Source organism: Enterobacter cloacae complex sp. P27C (genome assembly GCF_014895705.1).
Taxonomy (GTDB): Bacteria; Pseudomonadota; Gammaproteobacteria; order Enterobacterales; family Enterobacteriaceae; genus Enterobacter; species Enterobacter bugandensis.
Window position 1 is genome coordinate 680,981 of the sequence record NZ_JADBQB010000001.1, and the last position, 20,916, is coordinate 701,896.

Genomic DNA, 20,916 nt, shown 5'->3' on the forward strand with positions numbered 1-20,916 from the left:
TCCACAGAGCGGAGCCGATACTTTATAGCCCCAGATCGCTCAGAGAAGGGTGATCGTCCGGGCGTCTGCCTAGCGGCCAGTGGAACAGGCGTTCAGATTCTTTTATCGGCATGTCGTTTACGCAGGCAAAACGACGCTTCATCAGTCCGTCCGCTTCGAATTCCCAGTTTTCATTGCCGTACGAGCGGAACCAGTTGCCGGAATCATCATGCCATTCATAGGCATAGCGCACCGCGATCCGGTTGTCCGTAAATGCCCAGAGCTCTTTAATCAGGCGGTAATCCAGCTCTTTTTTCCATTTCCGCGCCAGAAACGCCTGGGCTTCCTCGCGGTTGGTGGCGAACTCAGCGCGGTTGCGCCACTGGGTGTCCAGCGTGTAGGCCAGCGCGACTTTTGCCGGGTCGCGGCTGTTCCAGCCGTCTTCGGCCAGTCTGACTTTTTCGATCGCGCTTTCGCGAGTGAAGGGCGGTAATGGAGGACGAGTGTTCATAGCGATAACCTCAGTGTTATATGATGTAGACAGGTCTGTCTACTTACGCTAATCTATGCCTGAAAAATAACGCTGTCAACATCCGTTTTGAGGCTACCGAAAAGTGAAAACCGAGCACGCAGGCAACGAAGCAAAAATCAGCGTCAGGGATAAAATATTACTGACGGCGCACGATCTGTTTTATTCTAATGGCTTCAGGGCGACAGGGGTGGATACGCTGATTAAAGAGGCGAAGGTGACCAAGGTGACGTTTTATCGCCATTTTCCGAGTAAAAGTTTACTTATTCTCGCCTACCTGCACTATCGACATGAAATATGGATTAACTGGTTTGAGAGCACGCTGCGTCGACATCTTGATGAAGGCGAAATACCTTCTGATGCGATATCTGCAACCCTTTATGAATGGTTTGTTTCGCCCGAGTTCCACGGCTGCGCGTTTATTAATGCCAGCGCAGAAGCCAAATCCGAGGATATAGAAAGCGAAATAAAAGCGATATGCCGCGATCATAAAATCGAAACTAAAAATATGATTGCGTCGCTGACGAAGATCGCTGATGAGCGCGTCGTCAATGAAATCATGCTGCTTATTGACGGCGCCATTATTCATGCACAGATGGGCATGGATTCAGAGACGGTAATAAATGTGCTAAAAAGGGGATTAGAGGCGTTGACCGGTCAGAAATAAGTCCTGAATCTGCCGCAAGTATTACGGTAGCTGGAATATCGACTCACCGAATCGGTAAGCTATTTATCCAAAGGAAACGAAAAATATGAGAACGCAGAAACGATGCCTGGGATGCGTGGCTATCGTGGTTGATGACTACGATCGCGCCATTGAATACTACACCGACAGGCTGGGTTTTACCCTCGTAGAGGATACGCCCCAACCGGGGAAACGCTGGGTCGTCGTCTCACCCAACCCGGAAAGCGACTGCAATATCCTGCTGGCTCGTGCCTCCAACGAAAGGCAGGAAGGTTTTATCGGTAATCAAAGCGGTGGAAGAGTTTTCCTGTTCCTTCAGACGGATGACTTTTGGCGCGATTACCATGCCATGAAAGCAAAAGGCGTTCATTTCTGCGAAGAACCGCGTGAGGAAGAGTACGGTACGGTGGTGGTGTTTGAAGATATTTACGGCAACCGCTGGGATCTTTATCAGAATGCGCAACCGTGAATATCACCATAAATGATGTGTCATTCGCCTTTCGTCGTGCCCGCTTCCCAGCAGAGCGTACTCAACATTATGGGGACGTCTGGCTCTCGTCCCGCTGTGCCAGCGACAGCGCGCTGGCGCTGGCAGGATCGAACAGCGAGATGCTCTCAATCTGATTGAGTAAAATCACCTTGCGGAATGACATGGCGCTGCGGGGTTCAGAGTCGAGCGTAATGTCATGCTCCGCATACCACCTGCTGTAATTATTCTCGATACGCAGATTCATCGTCTTCGCATCCCGGTACCCGCTCAACATTGGGATCAGCACGATATTGGCCGTTTTTTCATATTCCAGCGTCGCGGTGTGGATCATGCCGACGTAAATCCGTCTCGAGCGGAGTGTGACCTGCGCCAGCTCGCCTTGTTCCATACACTGATAGAGCAGTTGTTCAATCCCGCTCGCCTGCGCAAGCCGTTTGTAGAGCTTTTTCCTGCTCTCGCCGTCCAGCCTGGCGCTTCCTGCCCAGTTAGAGCGGTAGAGGCAAAACAGAATGGCAAACGCCAGCATTACGACCACCGGCGCCTGAATGCCTAAAAAACTCCAGTTCATAAAGTCGATTTGCCAGTCGGTGTATTTCGGTGAGGCAAAGTGAAAAGCGTTGTTGGCGGCGGAAAGGGCGAACAGCAGCAGCCAGAGCAATCCCGTGGCGATTACGCCCTGCAGAACGAAAATACAGCCGTAAAGCGCGACGAGAAAATAGACGTCCCAGCCAAAGGAACGCTTGATTTTAAAGCGGGTCGACAGGTCGCGGCTGGTGTACCAGTACCCGCAGACCATCAGCACCATAAATATCGCCGTTCCCATATCAGGCCCTCTTCAGCGTGTTGACGTGACGCAGAAAGTCCTGCCGCACCTCGTTGCTCTTGTAGTTCACCGAGGCGTTCCCGTCCTGGTCGATAATGATGCGATCGCCATCTTCCACGGCTTCAATAATTTCCTGCTGACTCATCACCTGCAGTAAGGATTCCGGGCTTGAGAATAGGGAGAGAAAGAAACGTTTCATGTCAGGCATCCTTATGAATAAAAAGGATAAGCCTGGAAGATGACGGCTGAATTTGCCTTAAGGATAACCTGAAAGTGAAAGCCGGGTGGCGGCTACACCTTACCCGGCCTACAAAACCGTCAAATGATTGAGTTTTCAATTTATTGATATTTATGGGTAATAAAAAATAAATTTGCACAAACTTGGACAAATAACGTTAATTGTGTAAGTTTTAATTATGCGATTACGCCACGTTGTTTACAGCCAGGATGTGACCCATGAGCACTTTGCCCTCTGTCGTGAGTCGGTTTATTGAGTACTACGCCGCACTGGATAGCCAGCCGCCGACCGCGCTGGTCGGGCTTTACCATTCGAATGCCACCCTTATCGATCCGTTCGGCGAGCACAACGGTATTTTCGCGCTTCAGCGCTATTTCACCCATCTGCTGGCAAACGTCGAGAAGTGCCGTTTTGTCATCGATCCGCCGCTCTGCAGCGGGAACCGGTTTGTTGTCACCTGGGTAATGCACTGGTCGCATCCGCGCATTGCCGGAGGCGAGCCGCTTGAACTGCCAGGATGTTCGGTGGTGGACACCGAAAACAATCTCATCACCCGTCAGCGGGACTTCTACGATGCGGGAGAGATGATCTACGAACACCTCCCTCTGCTGGGCTGGGCGGTACGCGGCGTGAAGCGGAGGGTCAAATCATGAAGGCGGTGCTGATTACCGGCGCAAGCTCGGGCATCGGCGCGGGGCTGGCGAAGTCCTTTGCCGCTGACGGCTACCACGTGATTGCCTGCGGGCGCGATCCGGCGCGGCTAGAAGCGCTACATCAGACCTGCCCCAATCTCACCGTTCGCCCGTTCGATATGACAGACAGGGACGCCTGTCGCCAGGCGCTGAGCGGCGTTTACGCCGATCTGGTTATTCTCTGCGCCGGTACCTGCGAATATCTCGACGGCGGCGTGGTGGATGCGGCGCTAGTGGAGCGGGTCATGACCACTAATTTTCTCGGGCCAGTGAACTGCCTGGCCGCGCTGCAGCCGCAGCTGGTTGCCGGTAACCGCGTGGTGCTGGTGAGCTCGATGGCCCACTGGCTTCCCTTCCCGCGGGCAGAGGCCTACGGCGCGTCCAAAGCGGCGCTGAGCTGGTTTGCCGACAGTCTGCGTCTGGACTGGGAGCCAAAGGGGATTGCCGTGACGGTCGTCTCTCCGGGATTTGTCGATACCCCGCTGACGCGGAAAAACGATTTTGCCATGCCGGGCAGGGTGAGCGTTGACGAAGCGGTCAAGGCGATCCGTACCGGGCTGGCGAAGGGCAAAATGCATATCGCGTTTCCGGCCGGGTTTGGCCTTATTTTGCGGCTGCTCTCCGGGCTGCCCGCGTTTTTGCAGCGCACGCTGCTGCGCAGGATGGTGCGCTCATGAACATTGCAATTATCGGCAGCGGTATCGCCGGGCTGACCTGCGCCTGGCGGCTGGCAGGGCATCATCAGGTAACCCTGTTTGAAGCGGGCACCACGCCCGGCGGCCATACCGCGACGGTTGACGTCTCAACGCCCCAGGGCACATACGCGATCGATACCGGGTTTATTGTCTACAACGACCGCACCTACCCGCGCTTTATGGGCCTGCTCAGCGAGCTCGGCATCAGCGGGCAAAAAACGCAGATGAGCTTTTCAGTACACAACCCCGAGACGGGGCTTGAGTACAACGGCCACACCCTGACGTCGCTGTTTGCCCAGCGCCGAAACCTGGTGAATCCGGCATTCTGGCGGCTGCTCGGTGACATCGTCCGCTTTAACCGCCTGGCGAAACAGGCCCTTGAAGGGGAAGTCGATCCGAACGCCACGCTGCAGACGTTTCTGGACCAGCACGGCTTCACGCCGTTTTTTGCGCGCCACTACATTCTGCCGATGGGGGCCGCGATCTGGTCGTCGTCGCTGCAGGAGATGAAGCGTTTCCCGCTGCCGCTCTTCCTGCGCTTCTTTCATCACCACGGCCTGCTGGATATCACCCAGCGTCCGCAGTGGTACGTGGTGCCGGGCGGCTCGCGGGAGTATATCCGCGCCATGCTGCAAAAACTGGGCGACCGCCTGACGCTGCACCTGAACACGCCTGTTCTGCGGGTGAGCCGCCACGCGCGCGGGGTCACGCTCCAGCTTGAAAACGGCAGCCACACCTTCGACCAGGTGATATTTGCCTGCCACTCCGCCCAGGCGCTGGCCATGCTTAAGGATCCTACGCCCGCGGAGCGCGAAGTGCTGGGCGATATCGGCTGGCAGCGCAACGAGGTTGTTTTGCACAGCGATCCGCGCTGGCTGCCGGTGCGGCAGCGCGCCTGGGCCAGCTGGAACTACCGCCTGAGCGCGCAGGAGCAGGCCAGCGCCTGCGTCACCTACAACATGAACATTCTGCAGGGTCTGCCTGCGGGCAGCCCACTGTTCTGCGTCACCCTGAACCCGGACGAGCCGGTGGATGAACGCTTCGTCCTGCAACGCTTTGTCTATGAGCATCCGCTGTTTAACCCGCAAAGCTGGCGTGCGCAGGCGCGCCGTGGGGAGATCAACGGTCATCACCGGAGCTGGTTCTGCGGCGCTTATTGGTACAACGGTTTTCATGAAGACGGCGTGCGCAGCGCGCTGGACGTTGTCAATGAAATAGCCGCCGGGGAGGGGAACTGACATGAACAGCTGCCTCTATCACGGCGTATTGCGCCACCGCCGCCTTCAGCCGAAAACGCATGAATTCAGCTACGGCGTTTTTATGGCCTGGCTGGATCTTGATGAACTGCCGCTGCTGGCGTCCGTCGGCGTGCGGCGCAACCGTTTTGCCGCCGCCGCGTTCCATGACGCGGACTATCCGCTCGGCACGCCGCTTAAAGAGAACGTGCTGAACAGGCTGGAGAGCCTGACCGGGGAACGTCCCGCAGGGCGGGTCATGCTTCTGACGCAGCTGCGCTACTTCGGGTTTCATTTCAATCCGGTCAATTTTTACTACTGCTATGACCAGGAAAACACGCTTCGCTGGGTGTTGGCGGAGGTGCGCAACACGCCGTGGAACGAGCGCCATTATTACGCGGTCGACGGGCAACATGCCCGGCCCACGGAAAAAGCGTTTCACGTTTCCCCCTTCAACCCGATGGACATGGTCTACCACTGGCGCTTCAACAACCCGGACAACACGTTGCGAATGCACATTGAAAATCATCAGGAGGCGAAGGTCTTTGACGCCACGCTGGCCCTGCGCCGGGAGCCTCTGACCCGCCCGGCGCTGCGCGCGCTGCTGCTGCGCATCCCGCTGATGACTCTGAAAACCGTTTTCGCCATTTACTGGCAGGCGCTGAGGCTGTGGCTCAAGCGCGTGCCGCTGTATAACCATCCCGTCAGCAGGAGTGAACGCTCATGACCGATCCCGTCTTTGCGCTAGAACCCGATATCCCGCGCAACGTCCGCATCGCGCGATGGCTGCTGTTTCGTCTGTTAAGCGGCATTCGCGGCGGCTCACTCACCCTGCGTGAAGGGGCGCAGACCTTCCATTTTGGCGAGACATCCTCCGCGCTGCACGCCGACGTGCAGATCCTCACGCCCGGCGTCTACTGGCGCGTCTTAACGGGCGGTAGCCTTGCCGCCGCAGAAGCCTGGATGGACGGCGAATGGGAGACCGCGCAGCTTACGCCGCTTCTGCAAATCCTGGCCCTCAACGGCGAGGTGCTTGGTCGTCTGGAGAACGGGTTCCGGCTGCTTGGCCGACCGCTGGAGCGGCTGCGCCACTGGACGCGGCGCAACTCTCGTGCCCAGGCCCGCGAAAATATTGCCGCCCATTACGATCTGGGCAACGCTTTCTATGCCCATTTTCTGGATAAGGAACTGCTTTACTCCAGCGCGCTGTTTACCGCGGACGAGCAGGATCTGACGGCGGCTCAGCAGGCCAAAATGGCGCGCCTGTGCGAGCAGCTGGCGCTAAACCCGGGTGATCACCTGCTGGAAATTGGCACCGGCTGGGGGGCGATGGCGGAATACGCCGCCCGTCACTACGGCTGTCGGGTGACCACCACCACGCTGTCGCAGGAACAATATATCTGGGCGACCGAGCGCATTGCCCGCGCCGGGCTGCAGGATCGGGTTGAGGTACTGCTCTGCGACTATCGCGACCTCACCGGGCAGTACGACAAGCTGGTCTCGATAGAGATGATTGAAGCCGTCGGGCAACGCTATCTGCCCACGTTCTTCCGTACCTGTCAGGCGCGGCTGCGCCCCGGTGGACGGATGGCGATTCAGGCCATCACCATTCAGGACCAGCGCTATCGCGACTACAGCAAAAGCGTCGATTTTATCCAGCGCTACATTTTCCCCGGCGGCTTCCTGCCGAGCATTACGGCGATGAACGAGCTGATGACGCGCCACACCGATTTCGTGGTGCGCAATCTCTTCGACATGGGGCCGGACTATGCCCGCACGCTGGCCCACTGGCGGCAGCGCTTTGTCCACGCCTGGCAGGAGATTGAAAAGCTTGGCTTTGATGAACGGTTCCGCCGCATGTGGCTGTACTACTTCGGCTACTGCGAAGCCGGGTTTAACGCCCGCACCATCAGCGTGGTGCAGCTGACCGCCGAGCGCGTATGAGACGCTACCTTCAGGTCTTTCTGCTGGCCGTCGCGTTCGATCTCTACTGGGCGCTGGTAGTGCTGTTTCGCGAACAGGGCCTGATTATCTGGCTCGGGCTGGCGATCCTGGCGTGCCTGCTCTTGCCGTCAGCATACCGTCTTTACGCCATTGGGCTGGCCGCGGCGGGCTGCCTGCTGGATGCGCTCTGGGCGCTGACGGGGCTGATTGCCTTCACGGGCGACTCCCTGATGCCGCTATGGATGGTGGCATTGTGGCTGATGTTCGCCGTGGTCTGGACGCAGCTTGCGCGTACCACCACATTACCCGGCTGGCTGCTGACCCTGCTGGCGGCCGTGGGAGGCCCGGTGGCCTACCTGATTGGCGAGCGGTTGGGCGCCATCACGTTTCTGGAGCCAACCTTTATCGTCGTCAGCTGGATGGCGCCGGGCTGGCTGGTGCTGATGCTGTTTTTCCACCTGCTAATGGGGAGACAAAAATGAGGGCTGCGGTTCTGCTGTTTTGGCTCATGCTGGTTGTTCCTGGTGCTCAGGCCGCCGACTGGCTGGCCTGGCGCAAGGTGGGCGACGCCACGCTGACCTGGGGGCCGTTCACGGTCTATACCTCTCAGCTCCGCACGCCGGATGGCCGTTACAGCCGGGACGATCAGGATCAGGCGCTGATTATTACCTACGCGCGCGACATAGATCGCGATGAACTGGTTGAGGCGACCCGCGACCAGTGGCAGGCGCAGGGGATCCTGACGCAGGAACCGCAAAGTGAAGCCTGGCTAAGGATGCTCCAGTCCCTGTGGCCGGATGTCCGACCGGGTTCACAGCTGGCGTTTGTTCTCAACGATAAGCAGGGGCAGTTCTGGTACCGCGCGTCGTCGGCGCAAAAATCTTTTATTCCGCTCGGTCCGCGCCAGTCAGAAGCGTTCAGCACCCGCTTTCTGGCCATCTGGCTCGATCCCCGCACGCAATATCCTGAGCTGCGTCAGCAGCTAATCGGAGGCAAAAAATGAAACGAATCCTGACGCTGGCGCTGGCATTCACGATGCTGCTGGCCGGCTGCAGTACGGAGGTGTCCGAGTATCGCCAGCAGCAGCCGCGGCTTGATATCTTCCACTACTTCCAGGGCAAAACCGAAGCGTGGGGCATGGTGCAGGATCGCAGCGGCAAGCAGATCCGCCGCTTTCACGTTGAGATTGCCGGGGACGTCATCGGCGATACGCTGACGCTGAACGAGCGTTTCGTTTACGACGACGGCGAGAAGCAGCAGCGGGTATGGCACATTCGCCGCGTGGGGAACGACCGCTACGAGGGAACGGCAGGTGATATTGAAGGGGTTGCCACCGGGCAGGCCGCAGGGAACGCCTTTAACTGGCATTACAGCATGAACGTGAAGGCCAACGGCAAAACGTGGCTGCTGAACTTTGATGACTGGATGTACCTGCAGGATGAGACGCATCTGTTCAATAAAACCGAGATGAAGAAATTTGGCGTCACCGTCGCCATAGTGACGCTGTTCTTTACCCGGAATACGGAAGCTTAGTCGCGAACATAGCCGGTTTTGCTGCTGGAGTAAATGAAGTACAGGGCAATCCCCAGGCACACCACCGCGCCCAGACGGCTCGGTGAAAACGGAATAGCGGGATTGTTCAACCAGCCAAAGTTATCTATCAGCATGCTCATGGCGAGCTGGCCGAATATCACCGCCACCGTGGCGACGGCGGTGCCGATGCGCTGCACGGCGAGCACCATGATCACAATGTAGGGCACGCCGAACATCGCCCCGAGAAGCTGCCATTTCGGCACGTCCAGCAGCGTGACCGTCTGCTTAGGCTCAAAGAAGAAAATGAGCAGGGCGGTCACCAGCGCGCCGACGGAAAACGTCAGAAACGCGCTCTTGAAAACGCCCACGCTGCTGCCGAGCTGTCCGTTAATTGCGGCCTGTATGCTCAGCGTCGCGCCGCCGCAGATGGCGAGAATTATCATCATCAGTGTCATGTGTTTACCCCTTTGCGACCAGTACCAGTGCGGCAATAATAAAAACCAGCGCCACGATGCGTCTTGCGTTTATCTTCCTGTGCGGCGTACCCAGCAGGCCAAAGTGGTCAATGATCAGGCTCTTAAAAACCTGACCTGCCAGAATGCCGATCATCGTCAGAGCGATGCCGATAGCGGGGGTGGCGATAGTCAGAATGATAACGTAAACAGGACCCAGCACGCCGCCGAGCAGCTGCCAGCCGGGCTGTGCGAAAAACGACGGACCGTTGCGCGGGCTGAAAAACAGCATCAGCAGAAAGGTCAGCGCGGCGCCGACCCCGAAAATGCTGAACGTGGCCCATAAATCGCCTACTTCTCCCCCTAACGGCCCCAGCAAACCCGCCTCGACGGAGAGGCCCATCCCGCCGGCAATCACCAGTAAAATCAATACAAACTGCATTATGCTTCCTCCATTATCAGGTGAAGAAGATTACGTCGGTAGACATGTGAGAAAAATGCCATAATGCAGGAAACACCTTTGCAGGAAATGCATTAATGTCAGATGCCGGAAGCATGAACCTTCGCTCACTGCTGCTGTTTATTGCCGTCTATGAAACGCAGAACTTTTCCGTCGTTGCGCGACGGGAGGGAATTTCTGCCTCGCAGGTGTCGCGGATTATTCATCAGCTTGAGGACGCGCTCGGCCAGCAGCTGTTCTATCGCAATACCCGGGCGGTGATCCCCACGGAAAACGGGCATCTTTTTATCCGCTATGCCCGGGCGATGGTCGATAACTTCGAAGAGGCGCGTCGGGAGCTGGATGAACGTTCGACCGAACCCTCCGGCACGGTACGCATTAACGGGCCGGTATTTTTTGGACAGAGGCACGTTGCACCCGGCCTGGCAGGTCTGGCCGAGCGTTATCCACGGTTAACCATAGAGCTGACGCTGACCGATGACTTTATCGACCCGCACCGGGATGCCGCCGACCTCATTTTTCGCATCGGCACCCTGACGGACTCGACGTTCCACGCCCGCATCTTCGGGCAGCAGCGCTACCATCTTACCGCGTCGCCTGCGTATCTGCGTCAACACGGCGTACCGGCTGACCCGGCCGAGCTGAGCCAGCATAAATGCCTGATGTATCGCGGTTCGTCTGGCCCTAATCGCTGGCTCGTGCGACGCAAGGGGGAGAATTGGGTGCACTATCCCGTCTCGCCGCTGATGACGTCCAATAATGCGGAGTCGCTGCTCATTGCCGCGCTGGGTGGAATGGGGATTGTCCTGTTTCCGGACTGGCTGATTGGCGACAGGCTGCAGCGCGGGGAGCTGGTCGCTCTTATGCCGGAAATGGCGTGCGCTATCAATACGGAGCCGCTAAATATTGCGGCGATCTATCCTCACGCACGTCATCCGCCCCTGAACGTCAGGGCGGTGATTGATTATTACGTGGCGTTTTTCGGCTCGCCGCCGTACTGGCAAACGTAAGGTAATTACGCGCCGAGCTCCTTGCGGATAATTTCTGCGCCAGCGCTGAGCGCTTTCAGCTTACCGTTAGCCACCTGACGGGAGAGGGGAGCCATGCCGCAGTTGGTTGAGGGGTAAAGCTTGTCGGCGTCGACGAACTGCAGCGCTTTACGCAGGGTGTCGGCGACTTCTTCTGGCGTTTCGACGGTGTTGGTTGCCACGTCAATCGCCCCAACCATCACCTTTTTACCGCGAATCAGCTCCAGCAGATCCATCGGTACGCGGGAGTTGTGGCACTCCAGGGAGATGATGTCGATATTAGAGGTTTGCAGCTTAGGGAAGGCCTCTTCATACTGGCGCCACTCGGAGCCGAGCGTCTTTTTCCAGTCGGTATTGGCCTTGATGCCGTAGCCGTAGCAGATGTGTACCGCGGTTTCGCATTTCAGACCCTCAATGGCGCGCTCGAGCGCGGCGATACCCCAGTCGTTGACCTCATCAAAAAAGACGTTAAACGCCGGCTCGTCGAACTGGATAATATCCACGCCCGCGGCTTCTAATTCGCGCGCTTCCTGGTTGAGGATTTTGGCGAATTCCCAGGCCAGCTTTTCGCGGCTTTTATAATGCGCGTCGTATAGGGTATCGATCATGGTCATTGGCCCAGGCAGGGCCCATTTGATCGGCTTGTCCGTGAGCTGGCGCAGGTACTTTGCATCGTCCACGAATACCGGCTTCTGACGCGCAACGGCAGAAACCACGGTCGGCACGCTGGCGTCGTAGCGGTTACGAATGCGCACGGTCTGGCGATTTTCAAAATCGACGCCGCTCAGGTGTTCAATAAAGGTGGTGACGAAGTGCTGACGGGTCTGTTCCCCGTCGCTGACAATATCGATTCCCGCACGGATCTGCTCGTCAAGAGACAGGCGCAGTGCATCCTGTTTACCCGCCAGTAATTCCTGATCCTGCAGTTTCCACGGAGACCAGAGCGTTTCAGGTTGCGCAAGCCAGGTCGGCTTAGGCAGGCTGCCAGCCGTAGACGTCGGGAGCAATGTTTTCATAATAAAAGACCTTTTTTGATGAATTAAAGCGTGTAGTTATCAGACCACTGCTCGAGAATGTGTTTATAAGGCTTAATGAAATATTCTTCGGTAAATCGACCCTGTTCAATCGCCAACCGGCTTCGCTCTTCGCGGTCATAAACAATTTTGGTTAATGAATGATCCTGCTGGTTCAGGTCCGGGCGATAAAACAGTCCCGCCGCCGAGTTCGCGTTATAAATTTCCGGGCGATAGATTTTCTGGAACGTCTCCATCGTGCTGATGGTGCCGATCAGTTCCAGATCGGTGTAATCGCTCAGCAAGTCTCCGGTAAAGAAGAACGCGAAAGGCGCCACGCTGTTCTCAGGCATGAAGTAGCGGACCTTCAGGCCCATTTTGGCGAAGTACAGTTCCGTTAACGATTCGCCATCCGGCGCGTACTCAATACCCAGAACAGGGTGCTGGTTACCGGTGCGGCGATAGGTGTCTTTGCTTGAGACGCTCAGGCAGATCACCGGGCCCTTTCTGAAGTTCTCTTTGTATTCCGGCGAGTTCACAAAATGGCGGAAAATATTGCCGTGCAGTTCGCCAAACTTTTCCGGAATACTGAAGTGCTGCTGGTTCTTGTTGTGCTCCAGCAGCAGGACGCTGAAATCATAATCCCGCACGTAAGAGGAGAAGTTATTCCCGACAATGCCTGCGATACGCTGGTTATTTTTTTTGTCGACAATATACGTCTGCAAAATCTCAATGGCCGGGAACGGCTTTTCCGCGCCAATGTTCAAATCGACAGAGATGATTTCAAGCTCAACCGCGTAGCGATAGGCGGTCGGGTTATCCCAGCGCGCCAGGGCGTTAAAGCGGTTGTTGATCATCACCAGCGTATTGCGCAGGTTTTCTTGACGTTTTTCCCCACGCGCCAGGTTGGCAAAGTTGGTGGTCGTACGCGTATTTTCTGACGGATTGTAATTCTCATCGAAGCAACTGCGCTTAAGGGTATATGTGAAAGCTTTGCTCATTGTGGTTATGCATCCTAAGTTCATGTTGCTAATAAGTTACTAATGCATAATTTATGCCTGAGCCCGCGGCGCAGGGGAAGTGACTTAATTTCAATGCAACATGAGGGAAGTTCATGAACAGGGAGACGCTGAGTGGAAACTTCAGATTGCTTCAGGCAGGGAAGTGAAAGAGTAAGGGGCATCGGGCCCCTTTGGGCTATGCTGTAGGACGTTCGTCCCAGGCGTCGCTGTGCATGATGTTCCCAGCGGCGATGCGCCAGGTAATTATTTCATACTGCAGGCTTACGCTTTCAAACACGCTTTATTCGGGGCGAACCAACCGCGTTTTGAGGGTGCCAGGAATGAAATAACTCTTTAGCTGAGCGGGTAGCAAAGCAGGCATTGCTATTGTTCTTCCTTCCTCGTCGCAAAATTCGACAAGATAGCCCAGTGTCGGGGTATCGAAAACCATAACAATCGTACCAACAGCCCCTTTTACCAGTCCTTCATCAGGTAAATCCTCGTCTAAAACCACAACGTCTAATTCGGCTCTTTTCATTTTTGTTTTCTCATTTAACGAATAGGGTTGTCAGGCGAGGAACTAGCGCGTCAGTTTCATACATCCAGCCTGTACGCACGATCGCTGTTTCACCGTTGACGCCTAAAATGGGCATATCGACAGCCATTGTTTGACCGTAATTGTTGGCCTGCAACACTTTTGCTGGGACCGATAATACGCCTTCCTGAATTCTTGCTGCTAAAACATCTGCATTAGTTGGGTTGTATCCCAGCGCTGACTCAAACACCCTGGCTTTGTGCCCACCTGTAGGATGTGTTGAATCTAAAGCATAGGTGGCGAGCTTTTTCGGATCGATAATGGCGTGTTCAGCGTTCACTAACGTACCGCTTTCAGATGTGAAACCTTTTACATATGGGCTTTCAAACGTTGGTATTTTACTGAGACCCGATATTTCATCTATCTCGCTTAGAGGATTCAACCTGCCCATTGTTAATCCTGCTGCAATAGAGGCACCCGTAATAATTAACCCTTTGTTATTCATCACTTGATCGTAACCCGCTGGAGCATCACCGCCAAGCTGCTGCGCGGTTTCATGAAACCCTTCAATGTTGCCGTTATATACACCGCCAGCGGCCAGCAGGCGGCCAACGGTTTTACTGTTCAGCGTTTTCCCCGATCGTGCAGTTGTTGGTCCGTAATAATCATAATGTATCCGTTGAGTGGGGGCAGGCTTCCTGCCTTGCCGATCGGCAATAACGTGCCGGTAGGCACTCATGATTTCGTCCTTATACCATGCATGCCAGGATGAGGCTGTTGGAGTAAACATCAGATCGCCGTTGTCGTCGATGTAAAATGGATTCCGGTCGCTGCTCCAGCGCCTGGAGGTATCTACACCAACAAGCCAGCCAATTTGCAGCTCTTGCTCAACTTCATCATAAATCGGATCTGCGTAGCCGCGACCTTTTCGCTCATACGGCTTTTATATGGGAACACGCTGTATATTTTTTTGGGAAGACCAAAAGAGAGGCTTTGACCGTTCGCTTCATAAGACAGATCATAATGTATACATGCCTCTTTCAGCGAACCTGCTGGCGTGAGAATGTATTAAAAATCTCCAGGGCTTAATTGCCGTGTTAAATCATGTGACCGGTAGAGTCGGAACATGCCGAATCCTTATCGTTAAGCAACATTGTTTCTTTCAAGGGCATATTTTTTCATTCTTTAATAAGAAAAAGCAGCCTACGCCTGAAGCGAACACAGATATTCAACCCACATCAAATTTATGAACTGCTCATTTTTTTTAAGAAAATAACCTGGCAATTTTTAACCATTTTTTTAGGCGTTAGCGTGAGTATATGTTGAATCAATAATGAACCAGATTCAGGCAGCTAAACGCCATATCTGCTTCTCTGGTACACCATCCCCAATTCCCGCTATAATCCCCAAAATTTCCAACCGGTTTAGAAACGATCATGACAAAACTCACCTTACAAGAGCAGATGCTGAAAGCGGGCCTGGTCAGCAGCAAGAAAGCGGCGAAAGTGCAGCGCACGGCAAAGAAATCACGCGTTCAGGCACGTGAGGCTCGGGAAGCGGTAGAAGAGAACAAGAAGGCGCAGATCGAGCGTGACAAGCTGCTGAGCGAGCAGCAGAAGCAGGCCGTACTCGCGAAAGAGTTTAAAGCGCAGGTGAAGCAGCTGATCGAGATGAACCGCATTACCGTGGCGAAGGGCAACATCACCTTTAACTTCACCGACGGTAATCTGATCAAAAAAATTGAAGTCGACAAGCAGACGCAAACCCAGCTGATCAACGGCCGTCTGGCCATTGCGCGCCTGGTGCTCAATGCAAACGGCGACTGTGAATACGCGATCATTCCGGCGGTGGTGGCTGATAAAATTGCCCAGCGCGATGCCGACAGCATCGTGTTAAACAGCGCGCTCAGTCAGGAAGAGCAGGACGAAGACGATCCGTACGCGGACTTCAAAATTCCTGACGATTTGATGTGGTAAACCGCGTTCAAAACGGGGCGGCGTGGCGGGCGTTAACCGGCTCTCCGCTCACGGGATGAATAAAATTCAGCTCGCTGGCATGCAGCATCAGCCGGGGCGTTTCCTTAGCCCCCGGCGCGTCAAGACCGCCATACAGATCGCAGCCCAGAATAGGGTGCCCGAGCTGTTGGCAGTGGATGCGCAGCTGGTGGGTTCGCCCGGTTTCCGGCGTCAGTTCCACCCGCGTTAACGGCACTCCTGTCCCCCGAAAAAAACGTTCCACCACCCGATAGCGGGAACGGGCGGGTTTACCGTTGATGGCGCAGATCGACATCAGCGGGAACAGCGCCGGGTCTTTGGCAATGGGCGCGTCTATTATTCCCTCGTCGTTTCCCAGATGTCCATAAAGCAGGGCGCTGTAGACTTTCTCCACGCTGCGCTGGCTGAACTGCTGGCAAAGCGCCGCATTGATGGCCTTATTGCGCGCAACCACCATCAGCCCGGACGTGCCGAAATCCAGACGATGTACCAGCGTGCAGCCGGGGAACGTCTGGACCAGACGATAATGGACAGAATCGAGGTTTTGCGGGTTTTTGCCCGAGAGGCTGAGCAGGCCGGAAGGCTTATTAATCAGCAGCAGATGTTCATCCTGCCAGAGGATCTCAATGTCGTCGTGACACGGTGGGGCAATAAAAGAATCGATAATCGCAGACATCAGGCCGCCCGGCTGGAGAGTGGATGCGGATGATAGCGAAATGCGGGGAAAAGAAAAACCCTCCCACCGGGCGGTGAGAGGGGGAAATCTTACGCGGCTACCAGGCTGTCGATGGCGGCTTTCGCGTCGGTCTGCGCTTTGGTCGCCACTTCAGGACCGTAAGCGATGCCTTCCGCGAACACGAAGTTCACGTCAGTGATGCCGATGAAGCCCAGGAACAGGCTCAGGTACGGCGCAACCAGGTCAGTTGGGGTATCTTTATGAATACCGCCACGGCTGGTCAGGACGATCGCACGCTTGCCTTTTACCAGACCTTCCGGGCCGTTCTCGGTGTAGCGGAAGGTTACGCCAGCGCGCGCCACCAGGTCGAAGTAGTTCTTCAGCTGGGTAGGAATGTTGAAGTTGTACATTGGAGCGTTGATGACGATAACGTCGTGCGCCTGCAGCTCAGCAATCAGCTCGTCGGACAGGGCCAGGGCTTCCTGCTGACGCGGGGACAGTGGCGCATCGCTTGGGCGCAGCGCGCCAACCAGCTCGCCGTCCAGCACAGGAATGGGGTTTGCTGCCAGGTCACGCACGGTGATTTCGTCTGCAGAATGCTGTTCACGCCACTGTTCAACGAAGTAATCAGACAGCTGACCAGACTGAGAGTACCCTGCCAGAATACTGGATTTCAAAACTAATACTTTGCTCATGGGTGATTCCTGTTGTTGCATTTGATTGAAGGGGGGTGCCCCGTTGCTTGTTGACACTTTATTCACAATCCTGCCACAGAGATAGCGCAATATATCGAAGCCTATGTTCGAATTTTTTGAATAAGGCGCTAAAAGCGTCAATGTGGTACTCTATAGCAATCATTAAAAAGAGATTTTATCCGGCAGAGCACTGCCCGTTAACGCTATGACAGAACAACAAAAATTCACCTTCCCGATGCTCCTGCAACAGCTCGATTCTCTGACGCTGCGCGATAAACAGCGCTTCGCCCGCCGGCTGCACGGCGTGAAGAAGGTTAAAAATCCTGATGCACAACAGGCCATTTACCAGGAGATGGCCAAAGAGATTGAACAGGCGGCAGGGAAGGTTGTGCTGCGCGAAGCCGCGCGTCCGGCGATCACCTACCCGGAAAACCTGCCCGTCAGTCAGAAGAAACAGGACATCCTTGAGGCCGTCCGCGACCACCAGGTGGTGATTGTCGCGGGGGAAACCGGTTCGGGAAAAACCACCCAGCTGCCGAAAATCTGTATGGAGCTGGGCCGCGGGGTGAAGGGGCTGATTGGCCACACCCAGCCGCGTCGTCTGGCGGCGCGCACCGTGGCGAACCGTATTGCCGAAGAGCTGCAGACGGAGCCGGGCGGCTGCATCGGCTACAAGGTGCGATTCAGCGACCACGTCAGCGACAGCACCATGGTCAAGCTGATGACGGACGGTATCCTGCTGGCGGAAATACAGCAGGACCGCCTGCTGATGCAGTACGACACCATCATCATCGATGAAGCGCACGAGCGCAGCCTGAACATCGACTTCCTGCTTGGCTATCTTAAAGAGCTGCTGCCGCGTCGCCCTGATCTGAAAATCATCATCACCTCCGCGACCATCGACCCGGAGCGCTTCTCAAAACACTTCAACAATGCGCCGATTATTGAAGTGTCGGGCCGCACCTATCCGGTGGAAGTGCGCTATCGCCCGATTGTGGAAGAGGCGGATGATACCGAGCGCGACCAGCTGCAGGCCATCTTCGACGCTGTTGACGAGCTGGGCAACGAGAGCGCGGGCGACATCCTGATCTTCATGAGCGGCGAGCGCGAAATTCGCGATACCGCCGATGCGCTCAGCAAGCGCGACCTGCGCCACACCGAGATCCTGCCGCTGTATGCGCGCCTGTCCAACAGCGAACAGAACCGCGTCTTCCAGCCACACAGCGGACGCCGCATCGTGCTGGCGACCAACGTGGCGGAGACCTCGCTGACCGTACCGGGGATTAAATACGTTATCGACCCGGGCACGGCGCGCATCAGCCGCTACAGCTACCGCACCAAGGTTCAGCGGCTGCCGATTGAGCCGGTCTCCCAGGCTTCCGCTAACCAGCGTAAGGGCCGCTGCGGCCGCGTGTCGGAAGGGATCTGTATTCGTCTTTATTCCGAAGACGATTTCCTGTCGCGCCCGGAGTTTACCGACCCGGAAATTCTGCGCACCAACCTGGCATCCGTTATCCTGCAGATGACCGCGCTGGGGCTGGGCGACATCGCGGCGTTTCCGTTTGTGGAAGCGCCGGACAAGCGCAACATTCAGGACGGCGTGCGTCTGCTGGAAGAGCTCGGGGCGATTACCACCGACGAGCAGGCAACGGTCTATAAGCTGACGCCGCTGGGCCGCCAGCTCAGCCAGCTTCCGGTCGACCCGCGTCTGGCGCGCATGGTGCTGGAAGCGCAAAAGCACGGCTGCGTGCGCGAGGCGATGATCATTACCTCGGCGCTCTCTATTCAGGATCCGCGCGAGCGGCCGATGGACAAACAGCAGGCGTCGGACGAAAAGCATCGCCGCTTCCACGACAAAGAGTCCGATTTCCTCTCCTTCGTGAACCTGTGGAACTACCTCGGCGAGCAGCAGAAGGCGCTCTCTTCGAACCAGTTCCGCCGCCAGTGCCGCGTGGATTTCCTCAACTACCTGCGCGTGCGCGAGTGGCAGGATATCTACACCCAGCTTCGCCAGGTGGTGAAAGAGCTGGGCATTCCGGTGAACAGCGAGCCGGCAGAGTACCGCGAAATCCATATCGCGCTGCTGACCGGCCTGCTGTCCCACATTGGGATGAAGGACGCCGAGAAGCAGGAGTATACCGGCGCGCGTAACGCCCGTTTCTCCATCTTTCCCGGCTCCGGCCTGTTCAAAAAGCCGCCAAAGTGGACCATGGTCGCGGAGCTGGTGGAAACCAGCCGCCTGTGGGGACGCATTGCCGCTCGTATCGATCCGGAATGGGTAGAGCCGGTGGCGCAGCATCTGCTTAAGCGCTCGTACAGCGAGCCGCACTGGGAGCGCGCGCAGGGCGCGGTGATGGCGACCGAAAAAGTGACCGTTTACGGCCTGCCGGTGGTCGCCGCGCGTAAGGTCAACTACAGCCAGATCGATCCGGCGCTGTGCCGCGAGCTGTTTATCCGCCACGCGCTGGTGGAGGGCGACTGGCAGACGCGCCACGCCTTCTTCCGTGAAAACCTGAAGCTGCGCGCTGAAGTGGAAGAGCTGGAGCATAAATCGCGCCGCCGCGACATTCTGGTGGACGATGAAGCGCTGTTTGAGTTTTACGACCAGCGCATCAGCCACGATGTGATTTCCGCCCGCCATTTCGACAGCTGGTGGAAGAAGGCCAGCAAAGAGACGCCGGACCTGCTCAACTTTGAAAAGAGCATGCTGATAAAAGAGGGCGCGGAGTCGGTCAGCAAGCTCGACTACCCGAACTTCTGGCATCAGGGCAACCTCAAGCTGCGTCTGACCTACCAGTTTGAGCCGGGGGCAGACGCGGACGGCGTGACCGTCCACATTCCGCTGCCGCTGTTAAACCAGGTCGACGAGAGCGGATTCGAGTGGCAGATCCCCGGCCTGCGCCGCGAGCTGGTGATTGCGCTGATCAAATCCCTGCCGAAACCGGTGCGTCGAAACTTTGTGCCTGCGCCAAACTACGCGGAAGCGTTTCTGGGCCGCGTAACGCCGCTGGAGCTGCCGCTGCTGGACGCGCTGGAGCGTGAATTCCGCCGCATGACCGGGACGACCATCGACCGCGACGACTGGAACTGGGATCAGGTGCCCGATCACCTGAAAATCAGCTTCCGCGTGGTGGACGATAAAAACAAAAAGCTGCTGGAAGGGCGTTCCCTCAGCGAGCTGAAAGAGGCGCTGAAAGGCAAAGTTCAGGAGACGCTCTCTGCGGTGGCCGACGACGGCATCGAGCAGAGCGGGCTGCATATCTGGAGCTTTGGCCAGCTTCCGGAAAGCTACGAGCAGAAGCGCGGCAACTATAAGGTTAAAGCCTGGCCGGCGCTCGTGGACGAGCGCGACAGCGTGGCGATCAAGCTGTTTGATAACCCGCAGGAACAGCAGCAGATGATGTGGCGCGGGCTGCGCCGCCTGCTGCTGCTCAACATCCCGTCGCCGATCAAGTATCTGCACGAGAAGCTGCCGAACAAAGCCAAGCTGGGGCTCTACTTTAACCCGTACGGCAAAGTGCTGGATCTGATTGACGACTGCATCTCCTGCGGCGTGGACAAGCTGATCCACGAGGCGGGCGGCCCGGTCTGGACGGAAGAAGGTTTTGCGAAGCTGCATGACAAGGTTCGCGCCGAGCTGAACGACACCGTGGTGGAGATTGCCAAACAGGTCGAGCAGATCCTCACCGCCGTGTTCAACATCAACAAGCGCCTGAAGGGGCGCGTGGATATGACCATGGCGCTGGGGCTGTCGGACGTGAAGGCGCAGATGGCGGGGCTGGTGTACCGCGGCTTTGTCACCGGCAACGGCTTTAAGCGTCTGGGCGATACGCTGCGCTATCTGCAGGCGATTGAAAAACGTCTGGAGAAAATGGCGATCGATCCGCACCGCGATCGCGCGCAGATGCTGAAGGTCGAAAGCGTGCAGCAGGCGTGGCAGCAGTGGTTAAACAAGCTGCCGCCGGCGCGCCGCGACGATGAAGATGTGCAGGAGATCCGCTGGATGATCGAGGAGCTGCGCGTCAGCTTCTTTGCCCAGCAGCTCGGTACGCCGTATCCGATTTCGGATAAACGTATATTGCAGGCGATGGAGCAGATTTCCGCTTAACGTCCTTGCCCGGTTTTCTCCCTCTCCCACAGGGTGTACGGTCCGGGGACATAGTGAACACTTGTTCGGGGACATGGTAGACACTTACAACTGAGGCATAAGAACCCGTTT

The 20,916-nt window shown here is 56.5% G+C and carries 22 protein-coding genes and 3 pseudogenes; 13 read left to right on the forward strand and 12 right to left on the reverse strand.

The annotated features are described in order from the left end of the window. Positions 1-22: 22 nt before the first annotated feature. Entirely contained in the window at positions 23-490 is a 468-nt protein-coding gene (locus tag IM291_RS03375; RefSeq protein ID WP_048998459.1) for a nuclear transport factor 2 family protein, read from the reverse strand. A gap of 103 nt (positions 491-593) precedes the next feature. Here IM291_RS03375 and IM291_RS03380 point away from each other — a divergent pair, with 103 nt between their 5' ends. Both IM291_RS03380 and IM291_RS03385 read left to right on the forward strand, forming a co-directional pair. Continuing rightward, positions 594-1,175 carry a TetR/AcrR family transcriptional regulator gene (locus tag IM291_RS03380; RefSeq protein ID WP_192986143.1) on the forward strand — a complete coding sequence of 194 codons (582 nt, stop codon included), beginning with the start codon at positions 594-596 and terminating at the stop codon, positions 1,173-1,175. An 85-nt stretch (positions 1,176-1,260) separates the two neighbouring features. Further along, positions 1,261-1,662 (forward strand): VOC family protein, encoded by a 402-nt coding sequence (locus IM291_RS03385; protein ID WP_028013054.1) that lies wholly within the window; start codon positions 1,261-1,263, stop codon positions 1,660-1,662. Between the two features lie 67 nt (positions 1,663-1,729). Here IM291_RS03385 and IM291_RS03390 read toward each other — a convergent pair whose 3' ends face one another. Beyond that, positions 1,730-2,506: a hypothetical protein gene (locus tag IM291_RS03390; RefSeq protein ID WP_045261405.1), complete on the reverse strand. Its 777-nt coding sequence runs from the start codon at positions 2,504-2,506 to the stop codon at positions 1,730-1,732. Between the two features lies 1 nt (position 2,507). Beyond that, positions 2,508-2,705 carry a hypothetical protein gene (locus IM291_RS03395; RefSeq protein ID WP_024908361.1) on the reverse strand — a complete coding sequence of 66 codons (198 nt, stop codon included), beginning with the start codon at positions 2,703-2,705 and terminating at the stop codon, positions 2,508-2,510. 257 nt (positions 2,706-2,962) lie between these two features. Here IM291_RS03395 and IM291_RS03400 point away from each other — a divergent pair, with 257 nt between their 5' ends. From IM291_RS03400 to IM291_RS03435, 8 genes are read left to right on the forward strand one after another with little or no spacing between them, the layout of a single operon-like run. Next, a complete protein-coding gene (locus tag IM291_RS03400; RefSeq protein ID WP_041910128.1) occupies positions 2,963-3,397 on the forward strand; it encodes a nuclear transport factor 2 family protein in 435 nt (144 codons plus the stop codon). After that, positions 3,394-4,113, forward strand: a complete 720-nt coding sequence (locus IM291_RS03405; RefSeq protein WP_028013057.1) for an SDR family NAD(P)-dependent oxidoreductase — start codon at positions 3,394-3,396, stop codon at positions 4,111-4,113. The genes IM291_RS03400 and IM291_RS03405 overlap by 4 nt, the downstream gene beginning before the upstream one ends. Further along, positions 4,110-5,369: an NAD(P)/FAD-dependent oxidoreductase gene (locus IM291_RS03410; RefSeq protein WP_192986145.1), complete on the forward strand. Its 1,260-nt coding sequence runs from the start codon at positions 4,110-4,112 to the stop codon at positions 5,367-5,369. Before IM291_RS03405 ends, IM291_RS03410 begins: the two co-directional genes overlap by 4 nt. Position 5,370: 1 nt before the next feature. Beyond that, a complete protein-coding gene (locus IM291_RS03415; protein WP_192986146.1) occupies positions 5,371-6,093 on the forward strand; it encodes a DUF1365 domain-containing protein in 723 nt (240 codons plus the stop codon). Next, complete coding sequence (locus IM291_RS03420) at positions 6,090-7,310, forward strand: cyclopropane-fatty-acyl-phospholipid synthase family protein (protein ID WP_041910119.1); 1,221 nt, start codon at positions 6,090-6,092, stop codon at positions 7,308-7,310. The genes IM291_RS03415 and IM291_RS03420 overlap by 4 nt, the downstream gene beginning before the upstream one ends. Then, positions 7,307-7,792, forward strand: a complete 486-nt coding sequence (locus IM291_RS03425; protein ID WP_063153993.1) for a DUF2878 domain-containing protein — start codon at positions 7,307-7,309, stop codon at positions 7,790-7,792. The genes IM291_RS03420 and IM291_RS03425 overlap by 4 nt, the downstream gene beginning before the upstream one ends. Further along, complete coding sequence (locus tag IM291_RS03430; protein WP_063942507.1) at positions 7,789-8,313, forward strand: hypothetical protein; 525 nt, start codon at positions 7,789-7,791, stop codon at positions 8,311-8,313. Before IM291_RS03425 ends, IM291_RS03430 begins: the two co-directional genes overlap by 4 nt. Further along, positions 8,310-8,843: a DUF3833 domain-containing protein gene (locus tag IM291_RS03435; RefSeq protein WP_192986148.1), complete on the forward strand. Its 534-nt coding sequence runs from the start codon at positions 8,310-8,312 to the stop codon at positions 8,841-8,843. The genes IM291_RS03430 and IM291_RS03435 overlap by 4 nt, the downstream gene beginning before the upstream one ends. On the opposite strand, the gene IM291_RS03440 is transcribed toward IM291_RS03435, so the two are convergent. Both IM291_RS03440 and IM291_RS03445 read right to left on the reverse strand, forming a co-directional pair. After that, positions 8,840-9,298 carry a DMT family transporter gene (locus tag IM291_RS03440; RefSeq protein ID WP_192971036.1) on the reverse strand — a complete coding sequence of 153 codons (459 nt, stop codon included), beginning with the start codon at positions 9,296-9,298 and terminating at the stop codon, positions 8,840-8,842. The genes IM291_RS03435 and IM291_RS03440 overlap by 4 nt on opposite strands. 4 nt (positions 9,299-9,302) lie before the next feature. Continuing rightward, entirely contained in the window at positions 9,303-9,737 is a 435-nt protein-coding gene (locus tag IM291_RS03445; RefSeq protein WP_048960634.1) for a DMT family transporter, read from the reverse strand. A 95-nt stretch (positions 9,738-9,832) separates the two neighbouring features. Between IM291_RS03445 and IM291_RS03450 the strand changes: the two genes are divergently transcribed. Next, the gene (locus IM291_RS03450; protein ID WP_192986150.1) at positions 9,833-10,765 is read left to right on the forward strand and encodes a LysR family transcriptional regulator; all 933 of its coding nucleotides are present in this window, start codon (positions 9,833-9,835) and stop codon (positions 10,763-10,765) included. Positions 10,766-10,770: 5 nt separating this feature from the next. On the opposite strand, the gene IM291_RS03455 is transcribed toward IM291_RS03450, so the two are convergent. From IM291_RS03455 to IM291_RS03470, 5 genes and pseudogenes are all read right to left on the reverse strand, one after another. Then, positions 10,771-11,799 carry a methionine synthase gene (locus IM291_RS03455; protein ID WP_041910105.1) on the reverse strand — a complete coding sequence of 343 codons (1,029 nt, stop codon included), beginning with the start codon at positions 11,797-11,799 and terminating at the stop codon, positions 10,771-10,773. A 23-nt stretch (positions 11,800-11,822) separates the two neighbouring features. Next, positions 11,823-12,797, reverse strand: a complete 975-nt coding sequence (locus IM291_RS03460; RefSeq protein WP_192986151.1) for a DUF1852 domain-containing protein — start codon at positions 12,795-12,797, stop codon at positions 11,823-11,825. Between the two features lie 196 nt (positions 12,798-12,993). Then, positions 12,994-13,089: pseudogene (locus IM291_RS21860) on the reverse strand (type VI secretion system tube protein Hcp); the annotation flags it as partial. A gap of 21 nt (positions 13,090-13,110) precedes the next feature. Then, positions 13,111-13,335 (reverse strand): annotated as a pseudogene (locus IM291_RS03465) (DUF4926 domain-containing protein); the annotation flags it as partial. Positions 13,336-13,345: 10 nt separating this feature from the next. Next, a pseudogene (locus IM291_RS03470) lies at positions 13,346-14,460 on the reverse strand (DUF6883 domain-containing protein). A gap of 308 nt (positions 14,461-14,768) precedes the next feature. Here IM291_RS03470 and IM291_RS03475 point away from each other — a divergent pair. Beyond that, a complete protein-coding gene (locus tag IM291_RS03475) occupies positions 14,769-15,308 on the forward strand; it encodes a DUF2058 domain-containing protein (RefSeq protein ID WP_028013071.1) in 540 nt (179 codons plus the stop codon). A 7-nt stretch (positions 15,309-15,315) separates the two neighbouring features. Here the strand turns inward: IM291_RS03475 and IM291_RS03480 are convergent, their stop codons facing one another. Both IM291_RS03480 and azoR read right to left on the reverse strand, forming a co-directional pair. Further along, complete coding sequence (locus IM291_RS03480; RefSeq protein WP_048998490.1) at positions 15,316-16,002, reverse strand: RluA family pseudouridine synthase; 687 nt, start codon at positions 16,000-16,002, stop codon at positions 15,316-15,318. Between the two features lie 89 nt (positions 16,003-16,091). Next, complete coding sequence (gene azoR / locus IM291_RS03485) at positions 16,092-16,697, reverse strand: FMN-dependent NADH-azoreductase (RefSeq protein WP_008502313.1); 606 nt, start codon at positions 16,695-16,697, stop codon at positions 16,092-16,094. 205 nt (positions 16,698-16,902) lie between these two features. On the opposite strand from azoR, the gene hrpA reads away from it, so the two are divergent. Next, positions 16,903-20,805: an ATP-dependent RNA helicase HrpA gene (hrpA, locus tag IM291_RS03490; RefSeq protein WP_192986153.1), complete on the forward strand. Its 3,903-nt coding sequence runs from the start codon at positions 16,903-16,905 to the stop codon at positions 20,803-20,805. Positions 20,806-20,916 lie beyond the last annotated feature (111 nt).